The organism is Geovibrio sp. ADMFC3 (assembly GCF_054687035.1).
Genome location: NZ_BAAFZG010000001.1, coordinates 41,156 through 57,394, shown reverse-complemented (window position 1 = coordinate 57,394; position 16,239 = coordinate 41,156). Strand labels below are relative to the sequence as shown.

Here is a 16,239-nt window from a genome sequence, read left to right as displayed (position 1 = left end):
AATTATGGAGTGTTCTTCAGGAAAGTTCTTATTCCACAACAATTCTGCAATATCAAAAACTTACGAATAAAGCTCTATCGTTTAAATTCATTAAAATTGATTCAATTTAGCAAGTATTGATGTCAAACTGCTTACAGTGAAATCAAAAGTAGGTGTGGCGTTAGCTAAGATTTTAACTGTATTTTCTTTGTAAAATCGACTTTTGAAAATTTGTCTTTTAAATAGTCCGGTTTAACGTGTCGATATATCTCCCTAATAACTTCCGTATCCTTATGACCAGTAATATCAGCTATTTCATCAACTGAAAAACCCTCCATAGCTAGTATACTGATAAATGTATGCCTAAACAAATGTGTACTTATGTAAGCATCATCAAAGCGATGAATACCAGCTTTATTAAGAAGAATCTTAATTTTCTTGCTTACCCAATTACCAGATACGTTGAATAGTTTACCAACACGTTGAGGACAGATTTTAACCATTTCATTAAACACTTTCAACAATGCAGGATGTATAGGGATTTCTCTTTCAACCCCGTTTTTGAGATCAAAAACCGTCATGCTTTCTTTTCTGAGATTAATATGTTTCCAATCAATTGCAAGAGGTTCAGATCTACGTAAGCCGGTGTAAATATAGCAATCAATTAACCACCGCCACAAGTCTGTTGGACGCTTATTTCTGTCAAGTTCCTCTGTCGCTACTCTCCGAAGTTCCTCAAGCTCAAATGGTTCAAGAAACTTGGCAGGTTTATTTATCAGCTCTTCAGTTCTCTCTTTTAGTTTTTTATATTTACTGAGCTTATTTTCTTTTAATAATTCTCTTTCAACAGCCCAGTTAAAAGCTGAAATAATCTTTGCTATGTGTCCATTTATTGTATTTACTTTGTACTTTTTCACTTGCCGATTTTTCTCATATCCTTCTGTTTCCATTTTCATAACAAGCTTATCTAAATGAGATTTCGATACTTTATGAATTTGGTGATTGTTCCCAATAACAGAAATCAATAAATTAAGAGCTATCTTACTATTCTCGTATGTTCTTTTGCTTCTTAAAGATTCAAGATAGGAGTCTCGTAAATCACTTATAGCAATTGAATTTTCAAGCTTAATAATCCTGCCACGCAAATATTCTTTTTCAATTTCCTTGAAAATTCTCTCAGCTTTGACAGGATCCTTAGTTTTTAGAGACCGTGCTTTATTATGTGAAAAGTACACATAATAAATACCGTTGTCACGTTTAAAAAGGTGCATGTTCTTTAATAAATCATTTCTATCTTGAACGCAAGATCCTGAGTGCTTCTTCTTTTGCATTAAAATTACTTCCCTCTAATCTTTCTTCAACGAAATTATCAAGACTTTCTATAGAGTAGTATCTTTTCTTCCCTATTTTTGCATAACGGACATGGTTCTGAACTTCACTTATGAATGTTGGCACAGACATACCAAGATAGCGGGCAGCGTCCGATTGACCAAGATATTTAGTGTCAATCCTCGGCTGGTTTAACGCTTCAAAAATTATCTGTTTCAGCTCTTGTTTAAGTGAATCATCCATATTCAATTCCATTATTAATACTTAGTCAGATCTCTCTTCGCTGTCTCCATCACCGACAGCGAAATTCCATCCTGAATTAAAAGCGGATGCCTCTGTATTTTCAGCTTGTTCCTCAATGCGAGCCTGAACATATTCTTCAAGCTCCTCACAGAATGCTTTCAGATCACTTTCTGCAAGAAACTCCACTCGCCTGAATAAATGATATTCTGCACGCTTCAGCCTCACACAGCACCTCCTGCATGTGATAGTGCTTCATGCCTCATGAGCATATCAGCGAAGATCACATTATTCAGCTCAAGCCTCTTTATGCCTCTTTCAGTGGATATATCCACCATCACAGGGCGGGAATTTCCTCTGATAATTTCCGCAAGCTTAACCAAACCGTCAGGTTCGTTGCCAGAATCGGCTGCATGAGCATATGAAAAATACTCCAGCGGCTTGCAGAGAGCGGCCGCAATACAGACTATTGTATGAAAATCCGGGATGCGCCTTGAGTTGGTGTAATTCGAGAGAGCAGACGGCGATAAACCCGACAAAGCACAAAGGTCTTTATTACGCAGCCCGCGTTCCCGCATGGCCTTCTTTATCTGCGCGCCGATGAATGTATCTCCAGTAACCTTATTCTCCACCGTCAGACCTCCTCAAACACGCTCTTTATTTCCTGTTTAAAGGCTTCCAGCTCTGCGAAACCGTTTGCCATGTGCTTTTTGGTAATCTCCCCTGCTCTCAGGATTCTGGCGTTTTCAAGTTCCTTTGCTTGCTGCATAAGCTTCTTTGCTTTTTCTCTGAGTTCTTCAGGAGTCTGTTTCTTTGCCATATCTGACCTCATTAAAGTTCGTTCTCATAATCATCACTGCGACCAAATTCTCTTTCAGTGCTATCCTTTTCAGGTTCGTCCTTCAGCATTTCGTCCTCCTCATCTGTTAATGGCAAAGGAACTGTGCTTACAGGCTTGTCCTTGCTTATATCCAAATCATCCCGAAGAATAAAAGATGCAGCCACTTCCTGATAATTCTTAGGCTTCAGCTTAATCATGCAGGTGTCATAACCGGGGAAACGAAGGTAAGCTTTCAGCGGCTGAAGACCGATAATCTCCGCAGGCATAATCAGATCCTGTGTAAGCTTCTGCTGGTTGATTGAAAGGCCGTCACGGTTGTCCAGAACGCCCATGCTGTTCACATCTCTGGATTCAATTACTTCTCTCTTTCCAATCTTCCTTGCAGCAAATTCCGCCGCATCCGGATCTGACAGAGCAAATACGACCTGAGTGGCGGCAGCGTTAACAATCGCCTGACGAAGTTCTTTGGTATAAATAGAGTCAATCTGCCCGACATCCTGAATGCCTATATAAACGCACCCGCCGTATGAGCGGGACAATGTCAGAAGCTGAAGGATAGAGTGCATCCTTTTAAGCGTTCCGAATTCATCGAGGAAGAAATGAATGCGCCTTTTAGGGTCATTATCATCCATTGAAAGGAAGCGAGCCGCAAGAAGGTCAATAAACAGAGTCAGAACCGGTTTAAGAGCGTCCGCCACTTCTTTTTTTGATGTTACAAAGATGAATCCTTTGCCGTTTTCAAGCCAATTTTCCAGAGTAAAATCAACGCCGCCGGTTCTCACAGTCATATACTCAATTGCGGTCACATAATTAATCAACGTTGACATGAGAGATCCAGCCTGTCTCTGTTTCGGATCCGCAAGAACCTGAAGAGCGGTGGCGTATTCAGATGATGACTTGAATATCTTCGCAAGATTTACAGAATCCATCGTGACAAGAGTCCAGAGAGATTTATAATCACGCTGTCCGGTCTTATAAAGATACTTCAATATGCAGCGGAAAATCTCCCTTGCTCCGTCAGTCCAGAAAGGGTCTTTGTCTCCTTCATTTTTGGCGATAAGAGAATAGCCAATTGCCTCAAAGTCAGTGGGCTTTTTTATCTCATCAAACAGATTCCAGTTGCATGAACGTTCATCGAACGGATTGAAAATAACATCTCCACGTTCAGGGTTATAAAACTTCCTCGTATAATCCCCTTTCGGGTCATATATGACCGCTTTCTCCCCTCTTTCACGTACGCGTTCAAGAATAGAAGAGAGCAGGACTGTTTTACCTGTTCCCGGTCTTCCCATGATGAAAGCATGTGTCGTTTCAGCGTCACGGGGCATCCTCACATTACCGAAAGGAAGATCACCGTTTTTTACCTTGCGCCTTATCTCTTTTGCAGAAACAAGTTTACCGCCGCGGACATGCTTATCGTCTTTAATTTCCTTTGCAGACTTAATGAAAAATCTGATTGCCAGAGGATAAAGAAAGAAAATCCAGAGCCAGAAAATCATAGGCTTCCGGATAACACTGTGGAACACTGCTATATATTGCTGAAAGAACGGGTCATACACCACTTCATCCGCAGTTCTCACATAGTGCTTACCGTCATAATCAAATCCGGCCGGCATCTTATCCAAGCCGATGCTTACCGCTATTGATGACTTGTAATAAGTAAAAACCATCAGACCGGACAGATCACGTTTATTGAAATCTCTCACCGCAGAAACAGTAACAAGCAGGAAGTAGATGAGAGTAAGAAAAGCGAAAATAAGCGAGTACATCCGCAGCCCCATCCTGAAACGGGCGTATTTGATTTCAAATCCTTCAAAAGCTCTTGAATTGCTCATGATTACCCCCTTGCTCCTGTTTCTCTTTTCTCTGTCAATTCCCCTTCAAACGAACGCATAAGATGCGGAAACGCAAGACCGAGAGCAGTCATAATCGCATCGTTTTCTTTCTGGAGCTGCTTGCGGACAGCTACCAACCCCCTGATGATTGTGTCAGTCTCTGCGGAGCCGTTTTTATCTTTTCCGCCGCTTCCGATAAGAGACTTTATTTCAGAGAGTTCCCTGTCTATCTTCTCAAGCTTTCCGGCGTGGTCATCGCCTTTAATTTTGCCTAACTCATTCCTGACAAGCTGGCGCAAAAACTCAGAAATATTCATTCCGTTTTTCCCTGCCAGCTCCGCCAAAATCGCCGCTTCTGATTCATGAAACCTGATAGTTACTCTGGTCTTTTTCATCTTATTCTCCATGCAACTCGTTTTCCCCTTCCGCTTGTCTGACATGTGTCAGACAAAAATTATCTTTATTTGTCAAAATATTAAGCACGATTTTAAACAACTTTGTCTGACAAAATGTCAGACGGTGTCAGACACTCAAGATGTTGTGAAACAACATCTTTTATCTTTGTCGTCAGACAAAGGGGAGCAAGCCTGTTGCGTGGAGTGTCAAGGAAAAACGAGTTTTCCCTCATCCATCCAGTAACAGCGCCCTGCGCATAAAAAAAACCTCTTTGATGTTTCATCTTTTCAGACTTTGCACCTGCTTTAAACTCCGCCGGTGTTTGGGGGGTGTTAGGGGGGATCGTCCCCCCTACATCATCAGTGGTATCGTGAATTGCAGACTTGAAGGGATCCGTAAAAATCCCGTGTCTGCAATGCACGATACCTTTTTCTGCGCGTTTTTTTCTCTGAATGGTGTGAGTGTCGGTTCTTGCGTTTACCGGAGGCAATTTTGCATATGAGGGTATTAAGGGATCTATATTAATCCCGTGCCCGAATATGCAAAATTGCCGTGTCCGTTTTTTGTCCTTTACAGGGGGGCATTCCCCCCGTGCGGTTTTTATGCAGTTATATCCTTTCAAGTTCTTCATTTTTTTCCTGCTCATCGTATTTAAAAAGTTCATCTTTGGCTGTTTCATTTTTTTCCTTTTGTTCGCCGCCGAAAAGCTCCTGAAGCAGTTGCTTCTGGCTTGATATTTTTTCTGATATTTCCTTATTGAATTGCTCAAAGTCTTTGTCTTCGTTTTGTACTTTTTCACTTGCCGACTTTTCTTTATTTCTTTTCAGAGCAATGTTTCTTTCAAGCTCATCAAGCTTGTCCTTTTCGCTTCCTGAATTTTTATTTTTTTCGTTATCATTGAATTGTTCTTTGAGATGTTTAACCTGTTGTTCAATAGTCTGTTTTCCACTGTCTTTTTCTTTAACTTCTTCAAGTCCATGTTTATAAAATTTCAAGTCCTTGAAACTGTCTTTTATCTGTTCTCTTATTTCTTCTCGTTTGATTTCTAAAGGGTCTATTGTTGATGTTTTAAACTGCTCATGTGATGTCTGTAGTATTAAGTCTTCAGCACTGTCTGTAATGATATAAAAGTCATCTTTTGCCCTTGTTGCTGACACATAAAGAACCTCAGATGTATTAATCGAGCTTACTGATTCGGGATCATCAATCGCCGCTGTCAGAAAGCGTGATTTTTCTTTTGTCATTGTCCTGATTATTTTCTGTAATGAATCAGGCTTCTCGCCTTTTTCAATCTGCTTTTTCTGCTTTGCTAATGCTTCTTCTTTAATTCTCCTGTCGTCCTTCGCTCTTGTTCCCGCATCAGTGTATAAAATTGATATATCAGCAGTCTGACCCTGTGACTTATGAACTGTAAGGGCATATCCATAATCGATGAAGCTGTATGACTTTTCAGAATCAAGTTTCCTCTGGCTTCCATCTTCCATTTTTACAGTCAGATTACTGCCGTCAATTTTTTCTATAATGCCTACTGAACCGTTCTGCACATTGAGCATTTTGTCATTTTTTCCGAATACTATTTTATCGCCTTCAGAGAACTCTCTTTCTTCAACTCTAAATGCTGAAATTTTTTCTCCGTGTTTGCCTAAATTAATCTGAAGATCTCTGCTGCCGAATGTCACACGTACTGTATTACTTTTCTTGTCGATCTCTTTGATGACACCTTCTGACCCGGCTTTTATGCCGCCGAACTTACTACTCAGAAAAATGTGCATTCCTTCTTCATAGTTTCCGGCAATCCTTCTGTTTGCACCGCTTAAACTCACAACCTGCTTTGTCGCAAACGTTTTGCCATCTTTTATTTCTCCGGAGTTTTTTAATTTTTCTCTGATTGCATTATTGAGTTCCTGCCGTTTTTTATTAATAGGCGTGATCATAATTACGCTGTTTCCTTCTCTGTAGTGCGAGAGGTATAGCTCAACTGCTTTATTCAACCTATCTCCCGCCCCGGAAGCTTCAATAAGCCTTTTCTTGTCTTCCATAACTTCAAAAGCGTTTATAATGCCATCTGATGAACGCCCTTCCTGATAATTCTTGATGTTTTCTACAAGGTGCTTCATGTAGCCGGTTCGCTGCCGGAGGACTTCACCCATTTCTATTGTTTTAACGACATTCAACGCCTGAAGATCTTTAAACAGTCTGCCAGCTCCCACTGCCTGAAGCTGCTTGCCATCGCCGACAAAATGGACACTGGCATTATATTTCTTCGCATTCGTCATAATCTCGTGAAAATGTTTGGATGAAACCATTGAAGCTTCATCAACTATCCAAACTGAACGCTGCGGCTTACTTTCCTCTGATTCTTTTTGTAAAGCTAAAAGAAAGCTGTCTATTGTTGATGCTTTAACGCCGGTTGCCTGTTCAAGTTCATATGAAGCTCTGCCTGTGAAACCCATAAGATGAACTCGAATATCCGGATTAACACTGCTGACTATTTTATTGAAAGTATTTACTGCAAAGGTTTTGCCTGTTCCCGCATCACCCTGAACAATTGTGAACCTGTCTGCGGAACTGAGCATATTTGCAACCATAGCCTCCTGACCTGCGGTCAGGCTACTGTCTTTGAGTTTTTCACTGATTTTATCCGGCAGCATGATTGAAACCATGGCATTCTTGCCTTCTTTGGCCATGTTGAGGACGGATTTCTCCATTTCAATCTGTTCTTTTGTAGATATGAGATCGTGTATGTAGCCGCTTCTTGTCTTGTCTCCAACCTTTTGAAGCTCTTTGGCTGAAAACATATTCTTCATCTCTGCTTCCAGCTCATTAACTAATAGCTGCCCTCTGGAGAGGCGCATAGCAGTGTTAAGCAGCTCTTCCTTTCTGAACGTAGATTCATTCTCATGGATAGCCTTTGCTGCTTCTCGGAGTACAGTTTTTGCGTCCTGAACAGAAGGCTTTTCCAGTTGAACTTCAGATGCTTTATCTACAGAGTCTTTAATTTGCTTTTTATCCGCTGTTTTGTCCCATTCTTCCCTGAGTTCAGGTTCAGTAATTTTGCTGTCTTTTGAATCACGGCTTTTGAGTGTTGCAACATCTCTGATTTTTGCTTCAGACCATTCAGGGTGTTTCGCTTTAAGGAGCTTTGCTTCTTCTTCAATCTCTTTTGAGCGTTTTGAAAAAGCTTCCAGAATGTCTTTGTCCACACCTGCAATTTCCCAGTTTCCATTCCTGCCTACTTCGATACTGTAGCCAAGTTCCTGAACTTTAAATGCAAGTTCGCTCTGATAAACATTCAGCAGAAGGTTTTGTTGATTAAAAAGCTGGTAATTATCAATTGCTCTAAAGCCTCTATCAGTTTCAGTCATATTGATAACAACTGCGTGCGTGTGTAGCTGAGGGTCGATACTTCTACTTGTCGAATGTGTAAAACAAGCTGCAATAATGTTCCCTGTAAAATCTGGAGTAGTTTTGTTATCTATAGTTTTTCGTGCATATGCGTAATTCTTTTCATAATAATCAAGAGCTGATTTAACAGCTTCTGTATGTGCCTCGATAAGTTTTTCATCACCGACATGCAACGCCATCACAGATAGACTCTTCGGTGCTGAAAATGCAAGATCCACTCCTGCGCGGCGTTCTCCATTAACACCTTTGTCAATCAACGTTTCCGCCGTCAGAGGGTCCATGCCGAATAATAAAGCGGAAAACTGTGCGGCTTTGATCGGCTGATGCTCAAGATTGAACTTGCTTGAAAGCTCACCGTACCAGAAAGAAGACTCGGCCTTACCTTCAGGGGCGAGAATAGGGTCTTTTTCATAGTAGTAGTCTGAAGCCTGGGAAGCTGAAACTCCGCGAGCAAGTGACATTATTACACCAGTATAAATTATTGGTAGTTATCAATTCACTTAAAAAGCAGTGAATAAGTAGTTTTAAAGAAGCTTAAAAACACTTTTAAGAAACTGATTAATCAGCACTTATTGACTTAATAATCAGTTTTTAAAGAGTGATTATGTTCATCCAGTTCGGTTTCTTTAAGCATTGTGTTCTCTATATATTCCAAGGCCAGTCTTATGGCTTTATTATGAGCATCAAGAAGAAGACTAGAGTTAAGATGTGAATGAAAAGATATGCTTTTTGTGCCTGAAAAATTGATGTCTTGGTTCATTATCTTTCAATAGAAACGGGAGCCGGAAAATATTCCGGCTCCACGGATGAAGGGGTATGGATCGGTTCAACATCTGCCGTGAACCGTTCGGCGTCTTTAAAGTCAGCCTTATCTTGGGCGCAACTTCTGACCGTGCGCCCTTCGGTCGTACTTTCAGGAGAGGTTCTTACAACAATAAGATGAACATTTCTCTGAATACGTTCTTTTACTTCCTCGGCTTCTTCTTTAGACAGAAAAGACACAAGCTTCCCATCTGCCGCCAAAAGTTGGCGTTTACCGTCTACATAAACAGCAAGAGCGTATTTTGAGTAATGCAGCTTAATAACTTCCATAAGAAATATTAAGTCATCTTTTTGATGAATGTCAACGGAATTTTTGAAATGAAAAAAACATAATGGTTTCATGAGGAGATAATGGTATTGACAATCAGAAAATATATGATAATGTGAATGTGTAGTTATTATTGATTATTTATGTTGATTATCAGAGACTTGACAGTGGAGTTGCGCAAAGAATACTAAGATGTTTTCTTTGAATGGATCATTTTTGTGTAATCTTTATAAACCTTCTCTTTTTCTGTTGCTTCAATGATTTTTTCAAGCTCGGAATCATCAAGATCTCTCAGAAGCCCATGAAGCTTATTAAGCTTTTCAAGTCTTTCGGGAGTTGGTTCATTATGCTTCAAAGCATCCTCAAGAGTTATCTCATTAAAGAAATATCCTACCGGCACACTCAATGCCGTTGATATGCGCTGCCACATCTGCATATTAGGCTCTCTTTTGCCGCGGACATAGTTATTAAAGATCTTTCTATCCATCTTAATCAGCTCTGCTGCCTCAGTCTGGGTTAACCCCTTAGCATCAAGCAGATTCCGCAGAAGCTCACCGTATGATAGTTTTTTAGGAGGTTTGGGAGTGAAAGACAGCTTAATATCCTGACCTTGCTCAAACTCATCAATCTCTCCTATCAAATAAGCAATAGGAGTTTTGAGAGCATTTGAAAGTTTATTGAGCGTCTCAAGGTTGCCTAAATTCCTATCGCCATTAAGAATCCTATAAAGACTAACAGTAGCAATACCTGCAATTTCTGCAACTCTTGAAGCAGGTAGCCCACTATCACTGATGGCTTTTCGCAGTCGTTCAAGCACTAAAGATTTGTTGTCTTTATTATTTTCCATATTGAATTATAGCTTATTCAAGTCAACAGGTAAATTTCCGCAAGGTTAGATAAATTTGTTTAATTATTTGACAATCTAACCGATAGGCTATATTAATCTAACAGGAGGTACTTTTATGCACCCGCTAGAGACTTGGATTAATGAACACAACATGACTAAAGCAGATTTTTCACGGCTGGCAGATATTCACCCGATGAATGTCAGCAGGTATTGTAACTACCAACGTTTGCCTAATCTTGAAGCATTGAAAAAGATTCACGTAGCAACTAACGGAGAAATAACATTCAGAGATTTTGAGAAGAAAGAATCTGCATGAATAAATATCTCATCAATGAACCGCCGCTTTTTGTGCTGCCGACTCTTGCCCAGAAAATCGGGCTCAATGAAGCTATCCTTGTTCAACAGCTTCATTTCTGGCTGCTGCGCTCAAAAAATGAGAAAGCGGGACATAGATGGGTATATAATACTTATGATGATTGGCTTGAGCAATTTCCGTTTTGGTCAAAATCAACCCTCCGCAGAACAGTTGAGCATCTTGAAAATAAGGGAATAGTTGTTTCAACTCTTGAATTTAACCGCGATATTAATAAAACAAAATGGTATCGCCTTGACTACTCAGTTCTAGCCTCTATTACAGGAGAACAAGAGCATAGCGAATATCTTATTAACGAACCACCTTTGGTTGTCCTACCGACTTTAGCTGTCAATTACGGATTGAATGAAGCAATGTTTCTTCAACAGCTCCATTTTTTTCAAAGCTTTACGGAAAAGGAAGCAGATGGGTATAAATGGATTGCTAAACCATACCAAGTTTGGTTAAGTCAATTTAGTTTTTGGACAGACTTTATACTTTCAAAAGTAATCAAGAACCTCACAGATAAAAATCTTATTATCAATACAGATAAGTATAGCTCAAGAATGATGAAAACAAAATGGTTACGAATTAACTATGAAAATGTAACTCCTATCTCGTACCCTAATCTTGAGCAGTCGTACCTTAATCCTGAGCAGACGTACCCTAATCCTGAGCAGACGTACCTTAATCCTGAGCAGACGTACCCTAATCCTGAGCAGTCGTACCTTAATCCTGAGCAGACGTACCCTAATCTTGAGCAGTCGTACCCTAATCCTGAACAGATAGTACCTGAAAAAAGAGCAGATAGTACCTTAAATATGAGCAGTCTTTATATAGGATCAGATTATAATCCAGATTATAAAACAGATTATGATCGATCAGCTTTTAAAGAAATTCATGATGAAGTTCATCTGGATGAAACAGAAATCGAAGCTCACACGAATAGCGCTGTTGAACTTTTTAGAAAATACTGCGTTAACGGGCGCGATGTTCATAAAATAACAAATACACTCAAGACACTCGTTAAAGAAGCGTTGGACAAGCACGGACAAGAGGCGATTAAACTTATTTTTGAAGAAGTTAAACGCTCTGACTATTTACTCGGCCATGGCGGCGTAAAAACATCACTGTCATGGATTATAAAAAATTCAGATAGTGTTCTCAGCGGCAAATATACCAGTAGAGGCGACAGTTTGTACGAGGCCGCTCAAAAATGTAACGCCGCTAACTTTACATGCAAACCCACTACCGAATCTAAAAAGGAGAGCGAAATGTGCGTACATTGTCAGCGTTGGAATAACAGACCTAAACCAGAGCAGCCGAAAGAAAAAACACTTGCCGAAGTGGCCATGGACTGCTTTAAAAACACCGAAAACTCAAAACATAAAGAATTTCAGTGCCCTGTACTCGGCAAGAGAGACCTGCGGCATGAATACTGCGCTTTCTGCCCCAGACAGGAAGATTATCTTAAAAAAGAAGCCGCTGAATGCTTCGCAAGCTGCGGCGGTACTTGTGCAACAACAATTTTCAAAGCAGAAGCCCGTGAATGCTGCCGTTTTTGCCCCAAAGACGGCAATGACCCTGATAAAAACAAGAAGAAACCTGAAGATAAAAACAGCGAGGAAATTCTCAAGGCTGACTTCCGGGACAACAACGAAGTCTGGCAAGAAGCTCACAAATGGACAATTAAAAACCGCAGAACGATTTCCGGCTTTATTGCAAAGTATATTCCATATCTGGCTCTTGATGAAGAAGAGCTGGAAGCTGAAGCTCTCATTGTTGCTTTTGAAACATTAGCTCCACTCGTTGCCGAACTGCCGGAAGTACCCGAAAAGCAATTTGCCGCGAAATTCTGGAACAACCTGAAATACAGATTTCGTCAGATGAAATCTATTCCGTCTGTCGGTGAAGTGACAAACACAGATAACCGCACTGCTTGCACTATGGTTGACTTCAACGAGATTGAAAGCTACACAGACTTCAAAGACCCAGTTGATACCGAGGAACCGGAAGCTGCACGTAAGCTAAGAACCCTGATGGGCATCCTTACTCTTGAAGAAGAAGAGATTATAGAACACAGGGAACTCGGTCTTAAACATGGAAAGCTTACAGCACTGGAAACCGCCGTTGCCATGGGTATATCATACGATAGGCAGCGGAAGCTTGAGAAATCTGCAAATCAGAAAATAGCCGATTTTATAAAGAAATACCGCATCAAATCAGATACTGCTGTTGAGACCATAGAAAAGCATGTCGCAGCCGAAGCACAGAGTATATTCAAACCGCTGAAATCTCCGGCATATTTTGAACTGGGGTATCTGCTGAAAAAGATAATCTGAAAAGCCCGCCGGAAGGCGGGCAGTTATTTTATTTGTTTTTTTCAAGCCATAAATCAAGAAACCTGAATGCTATGCCCGGCGTTCTCCGGACTCCCATGCACCAGTTCTCTATCGTTCTCTTAGGCATATCGGTTATTTCGGCAAATTTTGCCTGTGTCAACCCTGCGGTCTTGAGTTCTTCTTTTAAGTTACGTTCCTGCATATGTCACCAAAATTAGGCGGGATTTTTCCCGCCTAATTTACAGAGTTTCACATAATTCTACAAATTCTTTTTCAGGAAGACGTTCCATCAAGACATCCAAAATCACTTCCAGAGCAGCATTTTCTTCTTCACTGCATGAATAATCAAGTATCCTTGCACATTCAATCAGAATATTTGTAGGCTTCTCTTGTGCAAATTGGATCATCTTCTGCCTGATTGTGTCATTGTTCTCTTTTATCTTTACGCTGTTCATTGCGTCATCTCCATTAAGCGGGGGTTCGCCCCGCCCCTGTTATGCGTAAGAAGTCTGATTGTATGTTCTTTTACCGTCCCAAAGGTCACAGCCGCCATATTCAAAACGAACATAACCTTTGTTAATCCTTTTCGTGAATGCCTCTCCGACAAAGTTGTCAGCCAGAGGTTTAACTTCTGCTGACATGAAGCCGGTTCCTCTCACTATTTCAGTCTTAATTTTACGAAGCTTAACCGAAGCACTTGTGATTCCCACAACTTGGTAAGCATCGACATTTGTTTGCTCATAACCCCATGTGGTAACAAATATTGTTCCGATAGTTATCTGTTTTCTGAAATCTTCTTTTCTGCACATAGCCTTCCTCCGTTTCTTATCTGTTCCTGATAAAATAAATATACCACTCAATGAGTGGCAAGTCAACGATTTAATATCACTTTATACAAAAAAATAATGTTCTTTATCATGCTTTTAACTGAGTACACTTCTTAAACACTCTTTAATCACTTCTAAAACACTTAATAAAAACTTCAAAAAAACTGCATTTAAACTGTTTATTCAGCGCAAAAACACTGACCGCCTTAGCCATTACATAAATAGAAAGACTTAGGAGGTTTTTATGATAGGAGTTGATGTAGGTTTCGGAGATGTTAAAGCTGTATGGCTGAAAGATGGAAAGTTCGTTTATCTCAAAGTACCCACTGCTGTAAAATATGATTCAATGAATGCAGGCTTCGGCGAAGGAGAGGAAGAGCGTTACCACTTTCAGGGGCGTGATTATCTTGTCGGCGAAAAAGCCCGCATGGACGCTTTCAGCACCAGATCATTTGATTTCATGAACAGGTACACTGGTCTGCTTATCTATTACATACTCAAAAAATGCGGATTCAATGAAAAGAATATCGGTGTCGGGCTGCCGCTGACATGGTATTCCAAGAAGGAAGAGTTCATTAACAATATCAAAGGCACTGTCGTTAACAATGAAAAGCTGGCAGTGGTTCCTAAGCTCTTCCCTCAGGCTGTGGGTATACTGCTTGATTACAGAACAGACATCGAAGGCAAAATCATTTCCGGTACAGCGAAAGACGGTCTTGTACTTGACATCGGCTTCAATACCGTTGACATAGTCTGCTTTGAAGCCGGAAAAGCAATCCGTGCAGACTCTGCAACACTCGAAAAAGCCGGAATTTCAAAAATAATCGTTGAGCTGACAGAACTCCTTCAGCAGCGATACAACATTGACCTTTCAGAACAGGAAGGAAAAGAAGTCTTTCTGTCTGGGAAACTCAAAATCCGGAACCAATATATTGATTTATCTGAAGTTGTCCGGAGTAGCACAGAGAAATATTTTGACGAACTTATCCATCGCCTCAGCCGCTGGGAAAAGCGCATCCAGAGAGCAGACATTATTCTGCTTGGCGGCGGCGGTGCTGTCCTCATCAAAGATCACATTCCTTCAGACTATGCGCAGCTCATGCACGTTCCTGAATTTCCCGAATACAGTAACGCCCGTGGTTATCTGAAAGGACTTATAACCGCAGCAGGGGGGAGCAAATGAGCAAGTCTGAAAAAAAACGTTTACAGGTATCCCTTAATGCCGGACTGCATTCAGCCTTGATGTCTATTCCTCAGACATCAAGGGGACAGTTTGTAAATATTGCTCTTGCGAAATTCATCAACTCTGAAGACGGAAAGAATCTACTGAAGCATTTCGCCTCTGAACAGCCTGACATAGCGAGGGTTAAGGAAGAAATCAAGTCAGACGGCGGACTGGATAGCATTATGGGGGAGTTCTGATGAATAAGAAAAGACTTATCGAATATATAGGTTGTGCGGCGGTGATTTTAGCTTTGTTCGGCTTCCTTTACTTTGACTACAACAGGCCGGAAAATAAAGCTAAACGGGCAGTCAGGAGCGTCTACGAATCAAAATATGACGCAGTTTTGAGTAAGATAGACGGTGCGACTCCTGCTTACATAGTTGACCAGTTGCGCCCGTCATGGAAGCTTCTGCCCGGTGACGGATTACCTGAAATCATGAGGGTTGTACCGTTCATGCTTTATCATAATGTCTTAACGTATGTTGCTCCGGAAGTTGCAACGTCAAAACGAATTTTTGAAACATTTATGAGAATCAGCATTATACGCATTGAACCGAAAGATATTAATCTTCCTGTCATACAAGAACTTATTCAAGGAACTGACTATGAGATAAGCAACACTGATAGCGGAACTTATCTTGGTATCTCGCATTCTACTTCCACACTTAAAGAAGATGTCGGAGGAACACATGAAATCCCGTAGCAAATGCACCCCGGAAGAGATCGGTCTGTGGCGGCGTGGGGAGATATCCGTCATCATCCCCTGCCTGAAATGCGGGCAGGATTTTGAGAGTACCGGGAGCAACAATCGGGTCTGCAAATCCTGCTGGGCATCTAACAAAAACACGGCATCGGCATATTCCGAGTCCGCTGTCAGAGAAAACATAGGGTGGTAGAGAAGCGAAAAATAACCCTGTATGTCTAATCTGTATCCACAAGCTGTTCGGGGTCAAGCTCAAGAGCCGCAGCAAGTTTTTCAATCGTTGAGTTTCGTGGGTTCTCTGCCTTTTCCATCTGAGAAAGTGCCGCTTGGGTGATTCCTGCCCTTGCGGCAACTTCCTTCTGAGGCAGACCTTTATAAATTCTCCACGCTTTCAGCAGATTGCAGTCTTTCTCAATGGATATTCCTACAACATCATGCGGAATTGTGACTCTATGTTCTTTTGTCATCTCAAGATATTGTCTATAAGGAATAACTGCAAAAGTCGGGGTATCACCCTGATATATAATTTGTGCATCAATAAGTGTTTTCATCTCTTTTTCTTACCTCCTCAATGTTGATTATTTCGAGGTTTTCACTAAAAATTACTCTGTATCTTTTCACCTTCAGCCTGTAAAGGTTATCATAACCAACAAGCTTTTTGACATTGCGGCATTCCGGAAAACTTTCAAGTTTCTGAACAGAGAAATAAATTTCTTCTCTTGTTTTAGCGTCCTTAATTTTTTTAAGCTGTCTATAAGCCTTCGGTGTCCATTCTATTGTTCTCATAAGTAAAGATAACACCCATATAAGACTTAGGCAAGTATTTAC

22 protein-coding genes are annotated in these 16,239 nt (G+C 40.8%); 6 read left to right on the top strand and 16 right to left on the bottom strand.

Features of this window, described 5'->3' with window-relative positions:
• Window positions 1-164 precede the first annotated feature (164 nt).
• From ACYRYY_RS00280 to ACYRYY_RS00230, 11 genes are all read right to left on the bottom strand, one after another.
• Entirely contained in the window at window positions 165-1,310 is a 1,146-nt protein-coding gene (locus tag ACYRYY_RS00280) for a tyrosine-type recombinase/integrase (protein ID WP_460213483.1), read from the bottom strand.
• Window positions 1,270-1,551, bottom strand: a complete 282-nt coding sequence (locus ACYRYY_RS00275; protein ID WP_460213482.1) for a helix-turn-helix domain-containing protein — start codon at window positions 1,549-1,551, stop codon at window positions 1,270-1,272. Before ACYRYY_RS00275 ends, ACYRYY_RS00280 begins: the two co-directional genes overlap by 41 nt.
• 21 nt (window positions 1,552-1,572) lie before the next feature.
• Window positions 1,573-1,776 carry a hypothetical protein gene (locus ACYRYY_RS00270; protein WP_460213481.1) on the bottom strand — a complete coding sequence of 68 codons (204 nt, stop codon included), beginning with the start codon at window positions 1,774-1,776 and terminating at the stop codon, window positions 1,573-1,575.
• Window positions 1,773-2,180 (bottom strand): helix-turn-helix domain-containing protein, encoded by a 408-nt coding sequence (locus ACYRYY_RS00265; protein WP_460213480.1) that lies wholly within the window; start codon window positions 2,178-2,180, stop codon window positions 1,773-1,775. The genes ACYRYY_RS00270 and ACYRYY_RS00265 overlap by 4 nt, the downstream gene beginning before the upstream one ends.
• Before the next feature lie 2 nt (window positions 2,181-2,182).
• On the bottom strand, window positions 2,183-2,368 hold the full coding sequence (locus ACYRYY_RS00260; protein WP_460213479.1) for a hypothetical protein: 186 nt from the start codon (window positions 2,366-2,368) through the stop codon (window positions 2,183-2,185).
• Window positions 2,369-2,379: 11 nt separating this feature from the next.
• Complete coding sequence (locus ACYRYY_RS00255) at window positions 2,380-4,224, bottom strand: type IV secretion system DNA-binding domain-containing protein (protein WP_460213478.1); 1,845 nt, start codon at window positions 4,222-4,224, stop codon at window positions 2,380-2,382.
• Window positions 4,225-4,226: 2 nt separating this feature from the next.
• Entirely contained in the window at window positions 4,227-4,619 is a 393-nt protein-coding gene (locus tag ACYRYY_RS00250) for a ribbon-helix-helix domain-containing protein (protein ID WP_460213477.1), read from the bottom strand.
• 92 nt (window positions 4,620-4,711) lie between these two features.
• On the bottom strand, window positions 4,712-4,903 hold the full coding sequence (locus ACYRYY_RS00245; protein WP_460213476.1) for a hypothetical protein: 192 nt from the start codon (window positions 4,901-4,903) through the stop codon (window positions 4,712-4,714).
• Between the two features lie 325 nt (window positions 4,904-5,228).
• Complete coding sequence (gene mobF, locus ACYRYY_RS00240) at window positions 5,229-8,486, bottom strand: MobF family relaxase (protein ID WP_460213475.1); 3,258 nt, start codon at window positions 8,484-8,486, stop codon at window positions 5,229-5,231.
• A 298-nt stretch (window positions 8,487-8,784) separates the two neighbouring features.
• Window positions 8,785-9,117, bottom strand: coding sequence for a hypothetical protein (locus ACYRYY_RS00235; RefSeq protein WP_460213474.1), 333 nt, complete (start codon window positions 9,115-9,117; stop codon window positions 8,785-8,787).
• A 185-nt stretch (window positions 9,118-9,302) separates the two neighbouring features.
• Complete coding sequence (locus ACYRYY_RS00230; protein ID WP_460213473.1) at window positions 9,303-9,962, bottom strand: helix-turn-helix domain-containing protein; 660 nt, start codon at window positions 9,960-9,962, stop codon at window positions 9,303-9,305.
• Window positions 9,963-10,077: 115 nt separating this feature from the next.
• Between ACYRYY_RS00230 and ACYRYY_RS00225 the strand changes: the two genes are divergently transcribed.
• Together ACYRYY_RS00225 and ACYRYY_RS00220 are read left to right on the top strand one after the other, a co-directional pair.
• The gene (locus ACYRYY_RS00225) at window positions 10,078-10,278 is read left to right on the top strand and encodes a helix-turn-helix domain-containing protein (protein WP_460213472.1); all 201 of its coding nucleotides are present in this window, start codon (window positions 10,078-10,080) and stop codon (window positions 10,276-10,278) included.
• Window positions 10,275-12,656, top strand: coding sequence for a hypothetical protein (locus tag ACYRYY_RS00220; protein WP_460213471.1), 2,382 nt, complete (start codon window positions 10,275-10,277; stop codon window positions 12,654-12,656). Before ACYRYY_RS00225 ends, ACYRYY_RS00220 begins: the two co-directional genes overlap by 4 nt.
• 28 nt (window positions 12,657-12,684) lie before the next feature.
• On the opposite strand, the gene ACYRYY_RS00215 is transcribed toward ACYRYY_RS00220, so the two are convergent.
• Genes ACYRYY_RS00215 through ACYRYY_RS00205 form a run of 3 tightly spaced genes read right to left on the bottom strand, consistent with a single transcriptional unit; the run spans window position 12,685 to window position 13,465 of the window.
• Window positions 12,685-12,858, bottom strand: a complete 174-nt coding sequence (locus ACYRYY_RS00215; RefSeq protein ID WP_460213470.1) for a helix-turn-helix domain-containing protein — start codon at window positions 12,856-12,858, stop codon at window positions 12,685-12,687.
• A 37-nt stretch (window positions 12,859-12,895) separates the two neighbouring features.
• Entirely contained in the window at window positions 12,896-13,111 is a 216-nt protein-coding gene (locus ACYRYY_RS00210) for a hypothetical protein (RefSeq protein ID WP_460213469.1), read from the bottom strand.
• 39 nt (window positions 13,112-13,150) lie between these two features.
• Window positions 13,151-13,465: a hypothetical protein gene (locus tag ACYRYY_RS00205; RefSeq protein WP_460213468.1), complete on the bottom strand. Its 315-nt coding sequence runs from the start codon at window positions 13,463-13,465 to the stop codon at window positions 13,151-13,153.
• Between the two features lie 262 nt (window positions 13,466-13,727).
• On the opposite strand from ACYRYY_RS00205, the gene ACYRYY_RS00200 reads away from it, so the two are divergent.
• From ACYRYY_RS00200 to ACYRYY_RS00185, 4 genes are read left to right on the top strand one after another with little or no spacing between them, the layout of a single operon-like run.
• A complete protein-coding gene (locus tag ACYRYY_RS00200) occupies window positions 13,728-14,666 on the top strand; it encodes a ParM/StbA family protein (RefSeq protein WP_460213467.1) in 939 nt (312 codons plus the stop codon).
• Window positions 14,663-14,905, top strand: coding sequence for a hypothetical protein (locus tag ACYRYY_RS00195; protein ID WP_460213466.1), 243 nt, complete (start codon window positions 14,663-14,665; stop codon window positions 14,903-14,905). Before ACYRYY_RS00200 ends, ACYRYY_RS00195 begins: the two co-directional genes overlap by 4 nt.
• Entirely contained in the window at window positions 14,905-15,411 is a 507-nt protein-coding gene (locus ACYRYY_RS00190; RefSeq protein WP_460213465.1) for a hypothetical protein, read from the top strand. The genes ACYRYY_RS00195 and ACYRYY_RS00190 overlap by 1 nt, the downstream gene beginning before the upstream one ends.
• The gene (locus ACYRYY_RS00185) at window positions 15,398-15,604 is read left to right on the top strand and encodes a hypothetical protein (RefSeq protein ID WP_460213464.1); all 207 of its coding nucleotides are present in this window, start codon (window positions 15,398-15,400) and stop codon (window positions 15,602-15,604) included. The genes ACYRYY_RS00190 and ACYRYY_RS00185 overlap by 14 nt, the downstream gene beginning before the upstream one ends.
• A gap of 25 nt (window positions 15,605-15,629) precedes the next feature.
• Here ACYRYY_RS00185 and ACYRYY_RS00180 read toward each other — a convergent pair whose 3' ends face one another.
• Together ACYRYY_RS00180 and ACYRYY_RS00175 are read right to left on the bottom strand one after the other, a co-directional pair.
• Window positions 15,630-15,962: a helix-turn-helix domain-containing protein gene (locus ACYRYY_RS00180; protein ID WP_460213463.1), complete on the bottom strand. Its 333-nt coding sequence runs from the start codon at window positions 15,960-15,962 to the stop codon at window positions 15,630-15,632.
• Entirely contained in the window at window positions 15,946-16,197 is a 252-nt protein-coding gene (locus ACYRYY_RS00175) for a type II toxin-antitoxin system RelE family toxin (protein WP_460213462.1), read from the bottom strand. Before ACYRYY_RS00175 ends, ACYRYY_RS00180 begins: the two co-directional genes overlap by 17 nt.
• Window positions 16,198-16,239: the final 42 nt, after the last annotated feature.

Coding starts and splice junctions, on each gene's coding strand:
- ACYRYY_RS00175 (WP_460213462.1), bottom strand. CDS start 16,197: ATGAGAACAATAGAATGGACACCGAAGGCTTATAGACAGCTTAAAAAA.
- ACYRYY_RS00275 (WP_460213482.1), bottom strand. CDS start 1,551: ATGGATGATTCACTTAAACAAGAGCTGAAACAGATAATTTTTGAAGCG.
- ACYRYY_RS00210 (WP_460213469.1), bottom strand. CDS start 13,111: ATGAACAGCGTAAAGATAAAAGAGAACAATGACACAATCAGGCAGAAG.
- ACYRYY_RS00195 (WP_460213466.1), top strand. CDS start 14,663: ATGAGCAAGTCTGAAAAAAAACGTTTACAGGTATCCCTTAATGCCGGA.
- ACYRYY_RS00280 (WP_460213483.1), bottom strand. CDS start 1,310: ATGCAAAAGAAGAAGCACTCAGGATCTTGCGTTCAAGATAGAAATGAT.
- ACYRYY_RS00235 (WP_460213474.1), bottom strand. CDS start 9,117: ATGGAAGTTATTAAGCTGCATTACTCAAAATACGCTCTTGCTGTTTAT.
- ACYRYY_RS00215 (WP_460213470.1), bottom strand. CDS start 12,858: ATGCAGGAACGTAACTTAAAAGAAGAACTCAAGACCGCAGGGTTGACA.
- ACYRYY_RS00250 (WP_460213477.1), bottom strand. CDS start 4,619: ATGAAAAAGACCAGAGTAACTATCAGGTTTCATGAATCAGAAGCGGCG.
- ACYRYY_RS00190 (WP_460213465.1), top strand. CDS start 14,905: ATGAATAAGAAAAGACTTATCGAATATATAGGTTGTGCGGCGGTGATT.
- ACYRYY_RS00255 (WP_460213478.1), bottom strand. CDS start 4,224: ATGAGCAATTCAAGAGCTTTTGAAGGATTTGAAATCAAATACGCCCGT.
- ACYRYY_RS00205 (WP_460213468.1), bottom strand. CDS start 13,465: ATGTGCAGAAAAGAAGATTTCAGAAAACAGATAACTATCGGAACAATA.
- ACYRYY_RS00185 (WP_460213464.1), top strand. CDS start 15,398: ATGAAATCCCGTAGCAAATGCACCCCGGAAGAGATCGGTCTGTGGCGG.
- ACYRYY_RS00245 (WP_460213476.1), bottom strand. CDS start 4,903: ATGAAACATCAAAGAGGTTTTTTTTATGCGCAGGGCGCTGTTACTGGA.
- ACYRYY_RS00230 (WP_460213473.1), bottom strand. CDS start 9,962: ATGGAAAATAATAAAGACAACAAATCTTTAGTGCTTGAACGACTGCGA.
- ACYRYY_RS00200 (WP_460213467.1), top strand. CDS start 13,728: ATGATAGGAGTTGATGTAGGTTTCGGAGATGTTAAAGCTGTATGGCTG.
- ACYRYY_RS00180 (WP_460213463.1), bottom strand. CDS start 15,962: ATGAAAACACTTATTGATGCACAAATTATATATCAGGGTGATACCCCG.
- ACYRYY_RS00260 (WP_460213479.1), bottom strand. CDS start 2,368: ATGGCAAAGAAACAGACTCCTGAAGAACTCAGAGAAAAAGCAAAGAAG.
- mobF (WP_460213475.1), bottom strand. CDS start 8,486: ATGTCACTTGCTCGCGGAGTTTCAGCTTCCCAGGCTTCAGACTACTAC.
- ACYRYY_RS00225 (WP_460213472.1), top strand. CDS start 10,078: ATGCACCCGCTAGAGACTTGGATTAATGAACACAACATGACTAAAGCA.
- ACYRYY_RS00220 (WP_460213471.1), top strand. CDS start 10,275: ATGAATAAATATCTCATCAATGAACCGCCGCTTTTTGTGCTGCCGACT.